Below are 18,929 nucleotides of genomic sequence, written 5' to 3'. Positions count from 1 at the left end.
CCATCTCACTATTCCAGTTTTATAGCAATTGGTTCAGATGTCATTTTTTCTGCTGTTAATTCATCTTCACTTTTAGCTATTGCGTATTCAATAGTATGAGAATCAACTGGACGAATATATACCATTGCTTCAGGGTCCGGCTTGTCTATAGTTACATGAATTTGTTTTGCTATTGTAGCTGGTGCCTCATTTGTAGCAGCTACCGGCTGGTCTGTATAGAGTAAATCAAATGAAGCACTTGCATCAATAAATGCATACCATTGTTTCATTTTAGTAGTACGGTCAATAATAGTTTTGAATTTACGTTTTTTCTTTCTGCCAACATAATAACGGAATTGAACTTTTGTATTATCTGGTGTAATATCAATAACTTTAATATTACCACTTTCTCTACATTTCAAAAGACCAAATGCAACGCCTGTTTTACCAGTTGGTTTTTCTAAATTATCTCGTTCTGTTTCTATTCCAATTTCTTCCATTAAATTATAAGCATCTTCCGTACCAAGTGCTGGATATAATTTAAACTGTGGCATTTTTTGGTCTGCACTAAATCCAAGAATTTCTCTTGCTTTACCACTTTCACCTATATATTGCTCAAATAATTCTTTTACAATAATAGATTTAGAGGAATTACCTGCAAGGAAAATAGATATTTCATCTACATCAGATAATGCTTTTATTTTATATTTTTCATCACTACTGCTTTTATCAAAAGCTTCACTCAATGCAATAAAGAAATTATTTATACCTTTATCAATGCGCTGAGTAAGTATTTTCTTTAAATCTAAACCTTTTGCATTGTTTTCATCATTGTCAACAGGAATTATTAATTCCATATTTGCAAATGACTCTCCATTATCCGTGAATAAATTTACTTTTACACTACCACTATCTAAAATTTTCTGTGCTTCTTCTGATTGTGGTGCTTCCCAAACACAACGCAATTCTTCCATTAAATTATGCATATTAAGATGTGCTTCTTGAGAATCTTTTATCAATGCTTCACTACCAGCAAAATCTCGTTTTTCAGCTGCCCAAGTAAAAGGTATCTTACCTTTATTATTTTCACTTTGTGATGGATTTAACAGTTTTTCTTTATTAGCTTTAAATACTTCAAAAGCCAATAATTTAAGTAAATTTTCTCCACCTAATGTTTTATCACCATTTGCACCAAAATGAATTAACTCATAATCATATCTATCTTGTTCTGCTTCTTTAAATACACCGAAATCAAAATCAGTAGTACCACCGCCAAAATCAAATACAGCATAATAATTTTCATCATCATCACATGGGTCAAAACCATATTCTTCTAAGGCTGTTATCGCATAAGCTGCTGGTTCATTAGCACCTTCTTGCACAATAAACTGTTTCATTGCATCTTCATTAGAAAGCAATGCTGTTGGTAAAGATTTGCGAATGCCTGCTTCAAAACTGCGGCGCATTCTTTCTCTTACACCTCTATCATATGTTACAGGGAAAGACATTATATATTGTAAAAATATATGTTTTTCTTGTAGCATATTGTTTATATATAAGCCAAGATAATATGCATATATTTCTACAGGATTAATATCGCCTTCCGTAACTTCCATAAATGGAGGTAAATCCTTTATTAATCCTTTATCATCTTTCAATTTTATACGCATATTATCTGTGCCACACCACTGTTTGATACTATCAAAGAAAGAATAATATTTATCACTATTACTATTACTAAGATTATCATATGCTGTATGCGATACGGTTACTTCATTCCAGCTTGTAAAAGGACGACCTGCTCTATCATTATACGCTTTTACAAATGAATCAATATCAATGAATTGGATTACTGTAGGATTTTCATAGTTTTTCTGTTGTACGCCTTTGCTATAATTACCACTACCAACTTGAAGTGGCAAAGTCTGTAAATGTTCATTTTCATAAACAACAACCGTACTTTTCGTACCGAAGTCGATACCGACTATGCCGTGATTAATATCATCAGCCGGGTCGCGCGCCGTGAAACCTTCCTCGAGAACTACCTCGCCCGCCGTTTCCGTATCTTCATTCCAGTCCCATAAATCCCAATGACCGCGGTTCGGGTCGAACAAGATATTTTCATCATAACTATCAAGATTAGCACGTCGTCTATCGCATTCTAATAAATTTTTCTTTAATTTTTCAATATAATCATTTTCTGCCTCTATTTTTTTACTTTTTAATAAAGATTGTATTTCTGCCTGTTTATGTGTAAGAAAATCAAAATCCTTACCATTTACTAATTCCTCATAAATTTTCTTTTTAAAAAATACAATACCTTTATCATTTGCTATTAAATAATCTTTATACTTTTTATATAAATCCAATAATAGATAATATGCTTTTGTATATTTTTCTTCAAATACATATGATAAATCATATTTCATCCAAAGCAATAATGTTTTTGCACCTGAAACAGGTTCGCTATTTATCCCATTTAAACGATAAATAGGCATAATCCATACATAATGTCCATCACCATTACCAAATAAATCCTTTCTATTGCAATATATATCATATGCCCAAAACTCTTTTTCCTTTTTATATGCTAATCCACGATAGCTACAACCATTTAATTTAATATAATTATTATTTCGTATTAATTTATTTTTAATACATTTATTCACTTCTATTTCAGTTGGTAAATCTCCATCAAAAATACCTACTTTTAATGAAAAATTATTACTCAACATGTTTTTATCTAAATTATAATCAGAGTCTCTATACCAGCTTGTATTAAACTTACCTATATTAGGAAATAATCCTACTATAGATGGAATATAATATACATCTTTATTAGCTATATAGATAAACTCCTGCGATTTTACTTGTTCATCAATAAATTCTACTAATTCTTTTAATTGCTGTTCTATTTTTTCACAATCACTATCAATCCATTTTTCTATTTTCTTCTTTTTAAAATCTGCTAATTCATTTTCTGTTATAGGTAATGTTTTTACAATTTTTGTCATGAATTAATCCTCGCTTTCTACTTGCACTAAGCTACGTCTTACTATTTTATTGCTTAAGGTATATACATATCCTGCTAATTTTACTTCTTTTACATTTCCTAATTGACTACTATCTGTAGTTTTTATCATATACGTATTATCAAAATCAAAGCCTTTTTGTACTTGCAATCGCTTATACAAAGGTTTTTGTTGACTATTATTTACCATATCAAAACAGAAATCAAATAACTTACATAAGCTTTTTTCTATATTTCTATCAATTTTTCCACTATTTATCTTATTACTTATGTAATCCCAAAAGTTATCTAAGTGATTTTCCTGCAATGCATTGCAAAAAAACATTACAGGTGTATCAGCATTGCCAAAAATTCCTTGCAATTCATCACGAATATCTTCGTTTAGCTGCTGATATGTTTTAAACATACTATCTATCTCACCATAGCGATTTGAAAAATAATCTAGTATTTCTTTTTGCTGTTGTGCTTCTTTTATTTTTTCTTTCATACTATCAATCATTTTTCCAGCTTCATTTTTTATATCATTAATTGCATTATTCGCTCTATCAAGATTTGTTTCATATTTAATTAATTTTTCTTTTAATATATCATTTTCTTCATTTATTTTACTTAGCCTTTCTTCACATTCATTCAACGATATTTTTAATACATCATTTTTTTTACACTTATGTTCCATTGATTTATAAAAATCTTCTTTTAACTTATATATCTTTTCTTTATTCTCTTCTAATTCTACTTCTAAAATTTCTTTTTTATGTTCTAACTCATTTTTTTCTTCATGTAAATCATCAATATATCTTTGCAAATTTCCATTTTCATCTTTTATTTGACTATATTGAGATTGCAAATTTTTATATTCCTCATCACTTTTAAAACCATCTAAATTTAATATTTTTCTCTTTAAATCTACTAAATGCTCATCAATATATCGTTCAATACATTCTTCAATAAAATTAACTAATTTCTTTTTTATCTTTATATCGCCCATACTAACACCCACATTTTCAAATATCATTGTTAAAGCATTTTGTTATTATATAAAATCTTACTTCATTTTATATTAATTAAAACAAATCCCAAAAAGATGTTTTATTTTCATCTGCATTTTTAATTTGCTTCATAGATGCCATATACACAATAGCTGGAAGCGTTATTCTATACGCTGGTCCCGTTATATCATAGGTCTTATCTACGTTCATCAATATCGAACTCAATGGTGAAGTCAATACCTTTAACTCATTTATAGTTTTTATATCATTTAATAAAGATAAATCTTTACCACATATTGTTTTCGCTAATGTATTACTTACCAACACAGATAAAATATATTTTTTCTCATTATCATCTGCAAAAATCTTATAAAATAAATTGTTTAAAGTTACTTCATTAGAATTTTCTCCTAAAATTTCAAGGAGTACATTTTTCTCTACATCTGATAACTTATCAAAAGCTCTCTTTAAAACTGTTGCTAATAAATCACGCTCTAATTCTTCATCAAGCATACTTTCTTCATATTCTATTTTTAATTTTTTACAAACATCTTTTAGCATTTCCCTATAAGATATACTTGAACTCTTTCCCATAAGAAAACGTGCTACATTAGCGATAGTATCTCCACCCATTAAACTAAGTTCATTTTTTATTTTATCTACATATTTTTTATGGTCTGGGCAATACTTTTTATAATCATTATCTTTTGATAAACTTTCTGTTTGCCATCCTTTTTCAACAATAAGCTTCACAATCACATCTAATTCTTCATTTGTCATTTCATCCAAAACATTAAAATCATCCATTTAAAAATCTCTCTTCCAATATTAATCTTTATATATTTCACTCATTTTTTTTATTTCATCTTTTATCTTTTGTCTCAAATTTTCTGGTTCTAAAATTTCAATAGCAGCACCTTGTGATAAAGCCCAATGTACAAAACCTTTATCAAAAATTTTGGCACCAAATATTTTAAAATTGCTATCATCTTTTATTAACCAATGGTCTGGAACCATATTCTGAAATGTTGTTACCAATGAGTTTTGACATTTTACTTTTATCGTTAATAACTCGCCAGCATACATGAGTTGTAGGTAATATCTCATCTTTCCTACATCATATTTTTTAGATAAATCTTCTGCTATTTTTTTATTGAGTACTGAAAATTTCTTAATCCTATCAACTCGAAAAAAAGCAGGGTATTTATATTCTTTTCCTTCAATAAATGCTATTAAATAAAAATAAAAATCTGAAAAAATAAAGGCAACTGGCATTAATATTCTTTCATGTTCTGTACCATTATCTTTTACATAATCTATCTTTATAACCATTTTATTCATAATAGCTTTATTTAAATTATTTAACATATCTAATAACGGTTTATTATGCACAGGTGAAATGTAATTGTTAATCTCATCTTGTATTGAATGTATTATTTCTTTTCTATCTTGTGGAGTTAAATTCAATCTAAGAGATTTTATTACAAATTCCACTTCTTTTTTTACTAAAGCTCTTGTTCCAAGTATTATTTTCAATAAAACAATACTTTCTATATTGTTCAATTTATCATTATTACCAGTAGTCAATAAATAATAAACATTTTCCAGCTTATCAAAAATCAATTTATCATTAGAATGAATTTCTGATAAGAAAATTCGTATATCTTCGATGTCTCTTTCTACAGAGCGTTCGCTAACATCATGTGTTCTTGCAAAATCAGCTTTATGTATATGTTCGCCTTTTATCAGTTTATGAAATAACAACAACATTCTATTGATTTTATTCGTCGACATATATGCTATCCTCCATTTACAAATTTTATTATAGCAATTAAGCACGACATAATATGTCGTGCTTAATTAATTTACAATAAAAATTTAAAAATCCATTTCAAACAATTTACTTATATCTACATCAAGTGCTTTTGCTATTTTCATAAATGTTGATAAAGAAATCCCTGTTGCATATGTACCACGTTCTATTCTTGATAAATATGATGTGCTAATACCTGCTTTAAAAGCTAATGTTTCTTGTGTATAACCTTTTAGGCGACGATAGTATACAATCTTTGCACCAATTTGTTTATATTCCCGTGTAAACGATGAATCTAACAACTACTATTACTCCCTTCATTGCTACTAATAAAATTATCTCATTTACAGAAATATTTACAATTCATATAAGTTCATATATCCGCCCTATTTGTATCAATTTTAGTTTTTAATAAAATCTATAACGTAAATTCATCTTTTTACGTTAATTTATATGCTATATTTTACTTAAAAAATTCATCTATTTGTTGTACTGTCAGTACAATTTTGCTAAAAAATAACACTATTAATACAAATTTTTGTTTTAATATGTAATTTTAAAGTCTTTTACAAATAAAAAAAACTCACTACAAGATATATTCTCATAGTGAGTTTCTATTTTTTTGCTTAACGAATGAAATTTGTCATAATTTTAGCTTCAATTTCAGGAATTTCTACACCAGCATTTTTACCAGCTTCGATACATTTCAAAAGCCAAGCCATATTAGTTGCAAGAATTCGCATAATCTGCAAACCTTCAGCATCCTGTTTTACTTCTTCTGGAGTATTACCATGTACCATTGCCCAATAATTAGCAGATACGATAGGCATTTGATAATAAGAAAAATATTTATTTAAAACATCGATTGTTGCTGTAGTACCAGCGCGTCTTGCAGAAGCAATAGCAGCTGCTGGTTTATGAAGCAAATCTTTTCCAGCTAAACTTGCAAGTTTATCCATAAATGAAATGATTTCTCCAGATGGTGAAGCCCAATATACAGGAGAGCCAACTACTAAACCATCAGCAGTTTTTATTTTTTCAGCAACATCTTTAACAATTTCTGTAGTAGGTACAGCGTGAATAATTTCACTTTCAATACCATTTTTTTCTAAAGTTTGTGCGATTTCACAGAGAGCTGTATAAGTGCAGCCTTTTTCGCGACGGCTACCATTTAATAACAAAACTTTCATCAAAAATCTTCCTTTCATTATATTAATGATATATATTTAATTTAAATTATATGCTTATTACTTATAAATAGCAATAATATCTTATACCGTACAAATTCAATTTATAGATAACAAAAAGGCTTTGTAGATTTTTCTACAAAGCCTTGAACATTCGATTAAAATTGGTGCGGAAGACAGGACTTGAACCTGCACGCCGAAAGACACTAGATCCTAAGTCTAGCGCGTCTGCCAATTCCGCCACTTCCGCACTTGATAATTGCATTGAATGCGAAAATTATTATATCACTATTTTAAGTTGTAAGTCAATAGTTTTTATTTATGATTTAAAAATTTTTGCCTGCATACCTATTTTTTGCAACAATTCTTCCATGCTATTAGCGCCAACTGTTCTACCAGCAACAAGTGGAATTTTAGCACATACTTTAGCATCATCTAATGCATCATGATGATGAAATTTTATCTGAAAAAATTCTCCTAAAGTATTCAATTTATGATTAGGCAAATTAGGCCATACTTTTCGAGATATCTGCACTGTACATGCTGTTGTAAAATGCGGTTTAGGCAAATGATATTGCCAAATACAACTGCGCAAAACTCCCATATCAAAAAATGAGTTATGCGCTATGACAATTCTATTGTCTAAATAAGTGCGAAGTACCGGCCAAATTTGAGCAAAATTCGGTGCATTTTCCACCATCTCTGGTGTTATGCCATGAATTTTTATATTTCCTTCTTCAAAATTCATTTCTGGTGGTCGAATAAGCGTATTGTATGAATCAGTCATTCGTCCATTTTCAATTACAACTACAGCTACGCTACAAGCACTATTTCTATTCGCATTTGCTGTTTCAAAATCTATACTAGTAAAGTTCATTAAACTCATAAATTCACCTCAAAATAAAAAAATCTAAGATAACAATGATGTACACTATACTATATCATAATTATCTTAGATTTTTTAGTTTTTATTTTTGCTGCGTAAGTTCAATAGCTTCTTTACCACTTAAATAATCAATAGATAAAGAAAACACACATGTTCTATTCCATGCACCGTTTATTTCTTTTAAATGCGCTTTGTCATCTTTCGAAATATATTTATATGACAATTCCTTTAATGCTGCCATTTTTTCAGCATCATCTTCTACGATTTCAGCTTTGCCAAAAACAATCACGCTTCTATAAAAAGTAGTGTATTTTTCTGGCACAACTGTATCTTCATCAATTATACAAAATGAAGCTTTATTTTGTTTCTTTATTATATCAATTTTATGACCTGTTATAGCGCAATGAAAATAAATTTTTCCATTGTAATATACATAGTTAAGTGGCAGAGCATACGGATAATCTCCATTTTCTGCTAAAGCTAATGTACCCACTTTTTGTCTTTGCAAAATATCTATGCATTCTTTTTCCGAAAGCTGTTGCTTTATTCTTCGCATTTGTTTAAACATCATAAATTCCCCTATTTAAACTTATTTTTATAAATTATTATAGAAAAATATTATTATTTTAATATCATAAATGCAATAACTTATTTAGAAAATTTTTCTTTGAGATATTCATCAATTGCTTTAGCTGCTTTTTTACCTGCACCCATAGCTAAAATAACAGTAGCGGCACCTGTTACAATATCGCCACCAGCAAACACACCTTCTTTTGAAGTCTTGCAAGTTTCTTCATCAGCTACGATATTACCACGTTTATTTACTTCCATATCTGGTGTTGTAGATTGAACTAATGGATTTGGTCCTTGACCAATAGCTATGACAACTGTGTCTACTGCTAAATCAAATTCTGAACCTTCAATAGGCACTGGGCGACGTCTACCAGAACTATCTGGTTCGCCAAGTTTCATTTTTATGCAACGAATGCCTGTTACATAACCATTTTCATCGCCTAAGATTTCTACTGGATTGTTAAGTAAGCGGAAATCGATACCTTCTTCTTTAGCATGTTCTACTTCTTCGCGACGTGCTGGCAATTCTGCTTCACTTCTACGATATACAATATAAACATGTTCTGCTCCGAGACGAAGTGCAGTACGTGCAGAGTCCATTGCTACGTTACCGCCACCAACAACGGCTACAACTTTTCCAACTTTTATTGGTGTAGCGTATTCAGGGAAACGATATGCCTTCATTAAATTACAACGAGTCAAAAATTCATTAGAAGAATAAACTCCATTGAAATTTTCGCCTGGAATGTTCATAAAATGAGGTAAGCCTGCACCTGTTGCTACAAAGACAGCGGAAAAATTATATTCCTGCATTAAATCATCGATAGTGAATAATTTACCAATGACAGCATCTACTTCAATTTTTACGCCTATTTTACGTAAATTATCTATTTCTGGCTTAACTACGTCATCTTTTGGCAAACGAAATTCTGGTATACCATAAGAAAGTACACCACCTGCCGTATGTAGTGCTTCAAAGATTGTTACTTGATAGCCTATTTTTGCCAAATCTCCAGCGCAAGCAAGTCCCGCAGGGCCAGAACCAACTATAGCAACTTTTGGCATATCTTCTTTAACTGTTTTTTCAATTACTTCAGTATCATTTTTCATGCAATAATCAGCTACAAATCTTTCTAAACGACCGATACCAACTGCTTCGCCTTTGATGCCCATTACACAATATTTTTCACATTGATTTTCCTGTGGGCATACACGACCACAAATAGCTGGCAAACTGTTAGATTCTTTTATTTTTTTATCTGCACCAACAAAATCTTTTTCTTTTATTTTAGCAATAAATTCTGGAATATCTACTTCAACAGGACAACCTTTGCGGCAATGAGGCACTTTGCAATGCAAGCAACGATTTGCTTCTGCTACTGCAAGTTCTTCTGTATAGCCGAGTGCAACTTCATTAAAATTATGCGCACGAACTTTAGGGTCTTGTTCGGGCATTTTATGTTTTTCCATTACTAAAGCCATTTTATTTTTCCTCCATTGCTTCAACTTGTTTTTCTAAACGACAAATATGGTCTTTTTCCACTGCTTCTTGTGGGCGATACATACGCTGACGTTCCATTAAATTTGTAAAATCTACGAGATGTCCATCAAATTCTGGTCCATCTACACAAGCAAATTTAATTTTATCGCCAACTTGTACACGACAACCACCGCACATGCCAGTACCATCAACCATGATTGGATTTAAGCTTACAACTGTTTTTATATTATATGGACGAGTTGTATCTGCTACAGTTTTCATCATGATTACAGGTCCAATAGCTACGACTTCTGAAATATCTACACCTTTATCGATGAGTTGTTGCAATGCTGTAGTTACAAAACCTTTTATACCAAAAGAGCCATCATCTGTTGTCACAATAACTTCATCGGCTACTTTTTCCATTTCATCTTTTAAAATCAAAATATCTTTATTTTTAGCACCCATGATAGCAATTACATGATTGCCAGCTTCACGCATACCTCTAACAATTGGATAAATCGGAGCAACACCAATACCACCACCAATGCAAACAACAGTTCCCATACCAGGGCGAATATCTGTCTTTTTGCCAAGTGGTCCAACTAAATCCAAAATGCTATCGCCTTCATTTAATTTAGCAAGCATTGTTGTTGAAGCACCAATAACCATGAAAATGATATCAATAGTACCTTGTTCACGGTTAAAATCAGCGATTGTCAACGGTATACGTTCACCGTATTCGTTAACACGCAATACTACGAATTGACCAGGTTGCGCTTTTTTAGCAATAAATGGAGCTTCCAAAGTAAATTGTAAAATTCCATCATGTAAAACTTTGCGTTTTAAAATTTTATACATAATATCTCTCCTTTATAATACATCAACTATAATAAAAATTTATCATTCCTTAATAAATTTTATAATTTTCAGTTAATATATCATTTAAATTCCTTTATATTTTTTATTTTATAAAGTTATTTATCATAAATAAATTAATATTATATGCAATATTTTTACGCCATAAAATACTTCATTTAATAGACAAAGTATTTTATGGCTCATCAAACTAAGTATTTTAAATATTATTTTTCAAAACACCTTCAAGATAAGGCATTATTTTTGCTTTAATCGGCATTAAATATACATTCTGATTATGTGCTTTAGCAAATTCTACAACTTTACGAGCAAAAGCAACATTCCACTCAAGAGTCGGTTCAAAATCTTTTGGGAAAATTACATTATTTTTATTACGCCAATAACTTACAGAACGCTGTGATAAAACTGGTGATACACCCCAATAAATATCCATTCCATCTAAGATATCAGCATAAATTTCTAAATAACGCATATCGAAGAATGGCTGCGTAAAAAATCCTTTTGCTCCAGCTAACATTTTACGACGAATACGATATTCTTCTTCTTTAATACTACTTCTATATTGGTCAATACCTGCATATACTTTTATATCTGGCATTTCATCACTAAATTTTTTTATTATATCCGTGCTAATTGTAGGATAAACTTGATGTGTCATTGTCTGTGGTGGATCACCTTCAATAACGAGTACTTCTTTAATATCATATTTTTTTAATTTATCTTTTATTGGCAGTTCACATGTGAAATCAAAATCCATAGCACGTAAATGTGGAACAGCATCCTTAAAATACTTTTTAGCAATACCAGCACCATCCCAACTGCGAATATCGCAACTGAGTAAATCTGGTATATTTATAAAGTCCACGTCAGGAATATCAGCTTTAATCGCTTTAAGTTCTTCTTCAAATATAGCTAAATCGCGTGGTACTAATTCTACTGCAATTTTCGTCATAATAATCCCCTTTTTCTCATCATACTAATATCATTAAATTAAATAAATTTCATTAACACAATGACATATCTTATTATTTTTTCTATTATATCATATACATTTGTTATTTTAAATAATAGTATCCATAAAAATAAAATATATACTAATTGTATGATTGTAAATTTTTTACTTAGATATTAGTTGTATATACTGTTTTTTTATTCACCTATTTATATCAAAACTTGCTATTGAAAACATTTTTATTATATAATTGTTAATTATAATCTTATCTGTCAACATATGAAAGGAGCTATACTTCATGAATTTATCCATTAAGATTTTTATCTCATTATTACTTTCTGTAATTGTTGGATTAATCCTTGGTGAAGAAAATTTACCTTGGCTTAAAGCCTACATAGCACCAATTGGAACAATGTTTATTAATTTAATTAAGATGATAATCGTTCCAGTTGTACTTTCTTCTCTTGTTTGTGGTGTTGCAAGTCTTGGTGATACTAAAAAACTTGGCCGTATCGGTATAAAAGTAATTTTACTTTATTTAGTAACTACTGCTATTGCACTTATTATCGGTTTAGGTCTAGCTTCTATCCTTCAACCAGGTGTTGGTATGAATTTAGTACCAGAAAAAGCACCTGACATTAAAGAAGCTCCTACCTTCATAACTGTTTTAGTCAACATGATACCAGCAAATCCTATCATGAGCATGGCTACAGCTGATATGTTGCCTATCATCGTCTTTGCTTTAGCAATCGGTATTGGCATTACTGCTGTTGGTCAAAAAGGTCAACCTCTTTTAAACTTCTTTGACTCTCTCGCTGAAGTCAGCTATAAATTGATTTCCATGATAATGAGCCTTGCTCCATACGGTGTATTTGCTCTGCTCGTTCCTGTTGTAGCTGAAAACGGTCCTAAAGTTTTGTTACCTCTCTTATCCGTTATCGTCACAGTATACATTGGCTGTATTCTTCATGCCCTCATCGTATACTCTTCTATTGTTTCTGCTTTAGGAAAAATTTCTCCAATCAAATTTTTCAAAGGCATGACCGAAGCTATGCTCTTAGCTTTCACAACTTGTAGTTCTGCTGCTACTTTGCCTATCAATATGAAAAACTGTGAAGAAAAACTCGGCGCTAATAAATCTGTGGCTAGTTTCGTATTGCCATTAGGTGCTACTATAAATATGGATGGTACAGCAATTTATCAAGGTGTTTGCGCTATTTTCATAGCTAACATTTACGGCATTGACCTCACCATGAGCCAAATGATTATGATTATAATATCTGGTACATTGGCATCTGTTGGTACTGCTGGTGTTCCTGGTGCAGGCGTAATCATGCTCGCACTCGTGCTTCAAACTGTTGGTTTGCCAATGGAAGGTATCGCACTCGTTGCTGGTATCGACCGTGTTCTTGACATGATTCGTACTTGCCTCAACATCACAGGCGATGCTGCTGTAACAGTTGCTGTCAGTCAAACAGAAAAAGGAAAATAACTTTTATAATTTAAAATTTATCGTTCTGATAAGAAAACCCTCGGCAATTCACCGAGGGTTTTTTTTAATATACACTGGATATATGACGGTCAATACTATCTGCTAAATCTTCTAATTCCTCTAATACATCACAATCTATAGGAAAGATTATATACGAATCACTGTTTATATTTATCATACCAATACAAACATTTTCATCTGCCCATTTATTATCTAAGTATTTACACCAACCTATGATATTGTCATCTTCAATAAAATCTTCTTCTTCATCATAATCAAACACATCTTCATCATCTTCATTTATATCATATCTATCCACACCGTAATCAACATCTAAAAATTTACTATCTAAACTTAAACCATATTCTTTAAAACCACATAAATTCTTTAATTCCCAACCAAATTCCGTTATCTGTACATTATCGTCAGTTTCATATACATAATTATTACGAATTAAACAATTCACCATACCGAGCCACTGTAAATCTTCTTCTGAATCGTCTTCTAATGTCATGCTTCTATCTTCATATTCTTCTAAATGTGTCGCAACATATTTTTGGATATCATCAATGCATTCTTCTACTTCTATTATTACATCACTATCATTATTACTAATTAACTGAGCAATCTTCAACAACACTTCTTCTCTTTCCATATTACAAATCCCTCACTTTTTTATTTTCATATTAATTATTTCCGTGTATCTTTTAAAAATTCCTCTTAATTTATTTAAAAAACTATATTTATATGCTACAATAATTTTCAATTAATAATAATTTATTTTAGGAGAATTTATGCTACACATAGGAAATCATCTTTCATCATCTAAAGGATTTATGCACATGGGCAAAGAAGCCTTGCAATTAAAAGCAGATACCTTTTCTTTTTTTACGCGTAATCCACGTGGCAGCAAGGCCAAAGATATTGATGACAATGATGTTACTGCATTTTTAAAACTCGCTAAAGAGTCCAATTTTCAAAAATTAGTAGCACACGCACCATATACATTAAATCCTTGCTCAAATAAAATAGAAGTTCGTGAATTTGCATATAATACCATGACTGACGACCTAAAACGCATGGAGAAATTGCCTCATAATTATTATAATTTTCATCCTGGCAATCATTTAAAACAAGGTGAACAAATTGGGATAGAATTGATTGCTGATTGTTTAAATAGCATTATGTGGGAAGAACAACAAACGACAGTATTACTTGAAACCATGTCTGGCAAAGGTACTGAAGTCGGCAAAACTTTTGAAGAAATACGAGCTATTATAGACAAAATAAAATTACAAGATAAGATAGGCGTTTGTCTTGATACTTGCCATATCTGGGATGGTGGCTATGATATTGTAAATCACCTAGATGATGTAATTGAAGAATTTGATAAAATCATCGGCTTAGATAAATTAAAAGCCATTCATTTAAATGATAGTAAAAATGATTGCGGCAGTCATAAAGACCGCCATGAAAAAATCGGCGAAGGAAAAATTGGATTAGATGCCATAATTCGCATAATCAATCATCCTGCACTGAAAAATTTACCATTTATCTTAGAGACACCAAATGACCATGATGGTTATGCTAGAGAAATTGCTCTACTTCGCAGTAAATTTAAAGAATGATGCCAAAGAAGTTACTATATATATATAGTAGCTTCTTTTATTTTTTATAAACATAATATAAATCAATAACACATTTTGACAATTATTACTGCAAATAATACAATATTTATAAAAAATATAAACAAAAGAAAGGTATCTATTTATGTTGGAAAATCTCTCTGCTATTATCAGCAATCCAAATTCTATTTTGGCTTTAATAGCACTATTAATCTTAATTGCAGCATTCATCTATATGAAAAAAATCCATTTTACGACAAAAATGGTCATGCAACTTGGCTTAATGATTGCCCTTGCTGTAGTCTTACATATGATTAAACTATACCATCTGCCTCAAGGTGGCAGTGTGACACCTGGCGGTATGTTGCCATTATTACTCATCTCTTTTTGTTACGGCCCAGCCGTTGGATTTTTAACTGGATTTTGTTACGGACTTTTAAATTTAATTCAAGACCCATTTATTTTATCACCGCTACAAGTATTATTTGATTATCCATTACCGTATATGGCACTTGGTCTGGCTGGTTATTTTTCTAAAAATATTTATCTCGGCGCTACGGTTGGCATTGTAGCCAGATTTATTTGTCATTTTATTTCAGGCGTCGTATTTTTCGGCAGTTACGTTCCTGAAGGAACTTCAATTTATGCTTATTCATTGATATTTAATGCCTCTTATTTAGTACCTGAACTCATCATTTGTTTAATTTTATTAAAACTTTTACCGATAAAGCGATTTTTAACATTAATGAAACATAGATGACAAAAAGCACTTTGAAATTTATTCAAAGTGCTTTCTTATTTTTACATATTACTTTTATTCATTTTTAAATCAGATAATCTACTACTAGAGCGTTTACTCATCTTCGTCATATCTTTTAACAAATACAGATTAGCAAACATAGCGAAAAATGCAAATATAGCTCCACCGACACCAATATATGGCATTTCAACGAAAGTTATAATCAAGCTTCCAAGCGTTGAACCTATCGCAATACCGATATTAAATGAAACAGGATTTAATGCTGAAGCGAGCGATAAAGCACTCGGTTTTTCCAATTTTGCCGTGCGCAAAAAATGTAACTGAGCTGGAGCATTTTGCAAATACATCATGATGCCGATAACCATGATATTTACTAATCCTAATATAGTAGAATGTGATGTAATAAAAATAGCAATTAAACAAATTGCCTGAACGCAATACACTATTGGCATTTTCTTTATTCCACCCATTCCAGCAATTCTACCCGAAAGCAAATTACTAATGATAGTCGATATACCGAAAATACTCAAAATAAGACTGATTTCCATAGCAGGAACTTGCAAAACTTGTATGATAAACGGCGTCATAAAAGTATAAAATACATAACTGCCAGCTGCACCACAGATTACCATTAACATACCGTATTGAATGCGTACACTCTTAAACAGTGAAAATTGACTCATTAAATTATTTTTTGCACCTTTACCAACATTAGGCAAAAAACGCCATAACATAAATAAAATTATTACACTAAATATTGATAATGTAATAAATGTAGTGCGCCAATTAAAAGCTTGGCAAATAAGAGTACCAATTGGAACACCAAAAATGGAAGATACACTAAAGCCTGAAAAAATCCAGCTGATTACTTTCGCTTGGTCTTGCGGTGAAGCAATATCTGTGGAAAAAGTCATCGATACAGACAAAATCGTACCAGAAATAATTGCTGTAATGATACGCGCTACAATTAAAATAAAATAATCCGGCGCAATAGCACAAAGTATATTACTAAAAATAAAACCTACCGTTAATCCAAGTAAAGTATAATATCTATTAAATGGACTTAAAAAAGCGGTGATAAATGGCGTTCCCACTGCATAAGCAAATGCAAAAAAAGAAATCAGATTGCCCGCAATAGCTATTGAACAGCCGATATCCTGCGCTATATCAGATAAAATGCCGACAACGATAAATTCACTAGTTCCTAAAATAAAACTTAGTAATACAAGCGTAAATACTGGTAATAATGAATAATTTTTTCCTACAGCCAATTAAGAAATTCACTCCATTCTTTAAAGTAAAATATAAAATCAATACAGAAAACGTTTTCGATTTCTATATTAATCTTATATTATATACGCTTATATTTTTTATGCAAGTAAAAAGAAGAGATTAAAAAATCTCTTCTTTTAAATATAAATCACTTTATGCGATTTTTAATTTTATTCCAAGTCATTTTCGTCAAAAAACTTTCTTCAACTTGCATTTCTAATTCTAAATAACGATAATACGGCATACTAAAAGACAAAATATCTGAACTTATGCACTTGCGTGCTGATGGGTCAGTGAGTCCAATCGTACATTTATCACTGTGTTCTTCATAATTTTTTAAAGCGTATAAAATAGACTGCGCACAACCTGCGCCAAATTTAAGTTCTACATTATCTTGTGTTTTTTTATCATAATTGGCTAAAGTGGCTAAAGCTGAAAGCTGGTCAGCATTTACTAAAAACACGATTATTTCCGGTATTTCTTCTTCATTTAATTTATCAAGTGGCTTAAATACTACATATTTTTTAGCTGGAATTTTAGGCACATTCGTTATAAAATATCGAGCAATTTCAGGATTTTTCTTGTAACATTCTCCTTCTTTGCCATCTTTTGTGCCTATAGACAAAAAATATTCAATATATCCTAAATCATAATCCTTTAAGCCTAAACCTGCTCTTCCACCCATGCAAGTTGTCGTTTCTAATGATGAAATAGCTGTTTTCCCTTTAGAAGCTGCATTTAATAGTGCGACAACACATCCCCAAACGCCATCTTTAAAGCGCAAGGCATCTTCGATATTTTCATTTGAACGAAATACGGCTACAGGTTGCGTGCTTAAATTTATCGCTTTTGCTATTTTACTTTCCATATTCATACCTCCTATCTTTATATTTAAATTCTATACAAAAAAACAGGAACCATTTTGGCTCCTGTTTTTTATTCATCAATTATTTTACCATATCATGTTCAATCATGTATTCAGCAATCTGAAGTGCATTAAGTGCTGCACCTTTTCTGATTTGGTCACCGCAAACCCAAAGATTTAAAGCATTAGCGATAGAATAATCTTTGCGGATACGACCTACATATACATCATTTTTACCAGAAGTCATGAGTGGCATTGGATATTCCATTTCTGCTGGATTATCATGAACAGTTACGCCATCAAATTTGCTTAAAGCTTCTTTTACGTCTTCAAGGCTAACTTCTTTTTCTAATTCAATATTAATGGATTCTGCATGACTGCGATATACTGGTACGCGAATAGTTGTAGCAGTGATGCCGATATTATCATCTTCCATGATTTTATGTGTTTCGTTAATCATTTTCATTTCTTCTTTAGTGTAAAGATTATCTTGGAACACATCAATCTGTGGAATTAAGTTAAATGCAATTTGATAATGTTTTGGAAGTGATGCACCTGGCAAGATATTAGCAACTACTGGTTTGCCTTCTACAATGGATTTAACCTGAGTTTCAAGTTCTGCCATTGCTTCTTTACCACCACCGGAAACAGCCTGATATGTGGAAACGACAATACGTTTGATTTTTGCTAAATCATAAATTGGTTTAAGTGCCATTACCATGATGATTGTAGAGCAATTTGGATTGGCAATAATACCTTTATGACGAGCTATAGCCTGCGGATTTACTTCTGGTACAACAAGTGGAACTTCTGGGTCCATGCGGAAAGCACTAGAGTTATCGATTACAATTGCACCAGCTTTTACTGCGGATGGAGCGAATGTTTTGCTTGCTGCACCACCAGCAAAAAGAGCAATATCGATATTTTCAAAAGAATCATGTGTCGCTTCTTCTACAGTGTATTCTTTACCCATGAACTGAATTTTTTTACCAGCAGAACGATGAGAGGCTAATAATTTTAATTCATTAAATGGAAAATTGCGTTCTTCAATAAGATTTAAAAATTCCTGACCTACAGCACCAGTAGCGCCGAGAATTGCTACATTATATTTTTTCACTAAAATCACTACTCCAATATATTAATTTA

Annotated in this window: 18 protein-coding genes and 1 tRNA gene; 3 read left to right on the top strand and 16 right to left on the bottom strand. The window is 31.1% G+C overall.

The window, feature by feature from the left end; all coding sequences use genetic code 11:
- Window positions 1–8: 8 nt before the first annotated feature.
- The 12 genes from CKV65_RS00765 to CKV65_RS00710 all read right to left on the bottom strand — a co-directional run bounded on the left by CKV65_RS00765 (window position 9) and on the right by CKV65_RS00710 (window position 11,769).
- Complete coding sequence (locus CKV65_RS00765) at window positions 9–2,993, bottom strand: acetate and sugar kinases/Hsc70/actin family protein (RefSeq protein WP_051177594.1); 2,985 nt, start codon at window positions 2,991–2,993, stop codon at window positions 9–11.
- Window positions 2,994–2,996: 3 nt separating this feature from the next.
- Window positions 2,997–4,025, bottom strand: a complete 1,029-nt coding sequence (locus CKV65_RS00760) for a coiled-coil domain-containing protein (RefSeq protein ID WP_155909564.1) — start codon at window positions 4,023–4,025, stop codon at window positions 2,997–2,999.
- A gap of 49 nt (window positions 4,026–4,074) precedes the next feature.
- The gene (locus CKV65_RS00755) at window positions 4,075–4,806 is read right to left on the bottom strand and encodes a ubiquinol-cytochrome C chaperone family protein (RefSeq protein ID WP_027889915.1); all 732 of its coding nucleotides are present in this window, start codon (window positions 4,804–4,806) and stop codon (window positions 4,075–4,077) included.
- Window positions 4,807–4,827: 21 nt separating this feature from the next.
- Window positions 4,828–5,793 carry a helix-turn-helix transcriptional regulator gene (locus CKV65_RS00750; protein WP_027889916.1) on the bottom strand — a complete coding sequence of 322 codons (966 nt, stop codon included), beginning with the start codon at window positions 5,791–5,793 and terminating at the stop codon, window positions 4,828–4,830.
- 84 nt (window positions 5,794–5,877) lie between these two features.
- Complete coding sequence (locus tag CKV65_RS00745) at window positions 5,878–6,114, bottom strand: helix-turn-helix domain-containing protein (RefSeq protein ID WP_027889917.1); 237 nt, start codon at window positions 6,112–6,114, stop codon at window positions 5,878–5,880.
- A gap of 324 nt (window positions 6,115–6,438) precedes the next feature.
- Complete coding sequence (locus CKV65_RS00740; protein WP_027889918.1) at window positions 6,439–7,002, bottom strand: flavodoxin family protein; 564 nt, start codon at window positions 7,000–7,002, stop codon at window positions 6,439–6,441.
- Window positions 7,003–7,164: 162 nt separating this feature from the next.
- Window positions 7,165–7,249 (bottom strand) — tRNA-Leu (locus tag CKV65_RS00735).
- 69 nt (window positions 7,250–7,318) lie between these two features.
- Window positions 7,319–7,885, bottom strand: a complete 567-nt coding sequence (locus CKV65_RS00730) for a 3'-5' exonuclease (RefSeq protein WP_027889919.1) — start codon at window positions 7,883–7,885, stop codon at window positions 7,319–7,321.
- Between the two features lie 82 nt (window positions 7,886–7,967).
- Window positions 7,968–8,453 (bottom strand): pyridoxamine 5'-phosphate oxidase family protein, encoded by a 486-nt coding sequence (locus CKV65_RS00725; protein ID WP_027889920.1) that lies wholly within the window; start codon window positions 8,451–8,453, stop codon window positions 7,968–7,970.
- Window positions 8,454–8,533: 80 nt separating this feature from the next.
- The gene (gene gltA / locus CKV65_RS00720; RefSeq protein ID WP_027889921.1) at window positions 8,534–9,940 is read right to left on the bottom strand and encodes an NADPH-dependent glutamate synthase; all 1,407 of its coding nucleotides are present in this window, start codon (window positions 9,938–9,940) and stop codon (window positions 8,534–8,536) included.
- Window position 9,941: 1 nt separating this feature from the next.
- Window positions 9,942–10,799: a sulfide/dihydroorotate dehydrogenase-like FAD/NAD-binding protein gene (locus tag CKV65_RS00715; protein ID WP_027889922.1), complete on the bottom strand. Its 858-nt coding sequence runs from the start codon at window positions 10,797–10,799 to the stop codon at window positions 9,942–9,944.
- Window positions 10,800–11,016: 217 nt separating this feature from the next.
- On the bottom strand, window positions 11,017–11,769 hold the full coding sequence (locus tag CKV65_RS00710; protein ID WP_027889923.1) for a methylenetetrahydrofolate reductase: 753 nt from the start codon (window positions 11,767–11,769) through the stop codon (window positions 11,017–11,019).
- Window positions 11,770–12,067: 298 nt separating this feature from the next.
- On the opposite strand from CKV65_RS00710, the gene CKV65_RS00705 reads away from it, so the two are divergent.
- Complete coding sequence (locus CKV65_RS00705; RefSeq protein ID WP_027889924.1) at window positions 12,068–13,261, top strand: dicarboxylate/amino acid:cation symporter; 1,194 nt, start codon at window positions 12,068–12,070, stop codon at window positions 13,259–13,261.
- 64 nt (window positions 13,262–13,325) lie between these two features.
- Here the strand turns inward: CKV65_RS00705 and CKV65_RS00700 are convergent, their stop codons facing one another.
- The gene (locus tag CKV65_RS00700; RefSeq protein WP_027889925.1) at window positions 13,326–13,916 is read right to left on the bottom strand and encodes a DUF6630 family protein; all 591 of its coding nucleotides are present in this window, start codon (window positions 13,914–13,916) and stop codon (window positions 13,326–13,328) included.
- A gap of 139 nt (window positions 13,917–14,055) precedes the next feature.
- On the opposite strand from CKV65_RS00700, the gene CKV65_RS00695 reads away from it, so the two are divergent.
- A complete protein-coding gene (locus tag CKV65_RS00695; protein WP_027889926.1) occupies window positions 14,056–14,889 on the top strand; it encodes a deoxyribonuclease IV in 834 nt (277 codons plus the stop codon).
- A gap of 142 nt (window positions 14,890–15,031) precedes the next feature.
- Window positions 15,032–15,646: an energy-coupled thiamine transporter ThiT gene (gene thiT / locus CKV65_RS00690; protein WP_027889927.1), complete on the top strand. Its 615-nt coding sequence runs from the start codon at window positions 15,032–15,034 to the stop codon at window positions 15,644–15,646.
- A gap of 41 nt (window positions 15,647–15,687) precedes the next feature.
- Here the strand turns inward: thiT and CKV65_RS00685 are convergent, their stop codons facing one another.
- From CKV65_RS00685 to CKV65_RS00675, 3 genes are all read right to left on the bottom strand, one after another.
- A complete protein-coding gene (locus CKV65_RS00685; protein ID WP_051177595.1) occupies window positions 15,688–16,917 on the bottom strand; it encodes an MFS transporter in 1,230 nt (409 codons plus the stop codon).
- 149 nt (window positions 16,918–17,066) lie between these two features.
- Complete coding sequence (locus CKV65_RS00680) at window positions 17,067–17,786, bottom strand: DUF169 domain-containing protein (protein WP_027889928.1); 720 nt, start codon at window positions 17,784–17,786, stop codon at window positions 17,067–17,069.
- A gap of 79 nt (window positions 17,787–17,865) precedes the next feature.
- Window positions 17,866–18,900: an aspartate-semialdehyde dehydrogenase gene (locus CKV65_RS00675; protein WP_027889929.1), complete on the bottom strand. Its 1,035-nt coding sequence runs from the start codon at window positions 18,898–18,900 to the stop codon at window positions 17,866–17,868.
- Window positions 18,901–18,929 lie beyond the last annotated feature (29 nt).

The organism is Megamonas hypermegale (genome assembly GCF_900187035.1).
Classification (GTDB): Bacteria; Bacillota; Negativicutes; order Selenomonadales; family Selenomonadaceae; genus Megamonas; species Megamonas hypermegale.
Note: the sequence above shows the minus strand (reverse complement) of the source record. Positions and strands in the feature narration are given on the sequence as shown.

Coding starts and splice junctions, on each gene's coding strand:
- CKV65_RS00725 (WP_027889920.1), bottom strand. CDS start 8,453: ATGTTTAAACAAATGCGAAGAATAAAGCAACAGCTTTCGGAAAAAGAA.
- CKV65_RS00740 (WP_027889918.1), bottom strand. CDS start 7,002: ATGAAAGTTTTGTTATTAAATGGTAGCCGTCGCGAAAAAGGCTGCACT.
- CKV65_RS00705 (WP_027889924.1), top strand. CDS start 12,068: ATGAATTTATCCATTAAGATTTTTATCTCATTATTACTTTCTGTAATT.
- CKV65_RS00715 (WP_027889922.1), bottom strand. CDS start 10,799: ATGTATAAAATTTTAAAACGCAAAGTTTTACATGATGGAATTTTACAA.
- CKV65_RS00765 (WP_051177594.1), bottom strand. CDS start 2,993: ATGACAAAAATTGTAAAAACATTACCTATAACAGAAAATGAATTAGCA.
- thiT (WP_027889927.1), top strand. CDS start 15,032: ATGTTGGAAAATCTCTCTGCTATTATCAGCAATCCAAATTCTATTTTG.
- CKV65_RS00695 (WP_027889926.1), top strand. CDS start 14,056: ATGCTACACATAGGAAATCATCTTTCATCATCTAAAGGATTTATGCAC.
- gltA (WP_027889921.1), bottom strand. CDS start 9,940: ATGGCTTTAGTAATGGAAAAACATAAAATGCCCGAACAAGACCCTAAA.
- CKV65_RS00760 (WP_155909564.1), bottom strand. CDS start 4,025: ATGATATTTGAAAATGTGGGTGTTAGTATGGGCGATATAAAGATAAAA.
- CKV65_RS00730 (WP_027889919.1), bottom strand. CDS start 7,885: ATGAGTTTAATGAACTTTACTAGTATAGATTTTGAAACAGCAAATGCG.
- CKV65_RS00755 (WP_027889915.1), bottom strand. CDS start 4,806: ATGGATGATTTTAATGTTTTGGATGAAATGACAAATGAAGAATTAGAT.
- CKV65_RS00680 (WP_027889928.1), bottom strand. CDS start 17,786: ATGGAAAGTAAAATAGCAAAAGCGATAAATTTAAGCACGCAACCTGTA.
- CKV65_RS00700 (WP_027889925.1), bottom strand. CDS start 13,916: ATGGAAAGAGAAGAAGTGTTGTTGAAGATTGCTCAGTTAATTAGTAAT.
- CKV65_RS00710 (WP_027889923.1), bottom strand. CDS start 11,769: ATGACGAAAATTGCAGTAGAATTAGTACCACGCGATTTAGCTATATTT.
- CKV65_RS00750 (WP_027889916.1), bottom strand. CDS start 5,793: ATGTCGACGAATAAAATCAATAGAATGTTGTTGTTATTTCATAAACTG.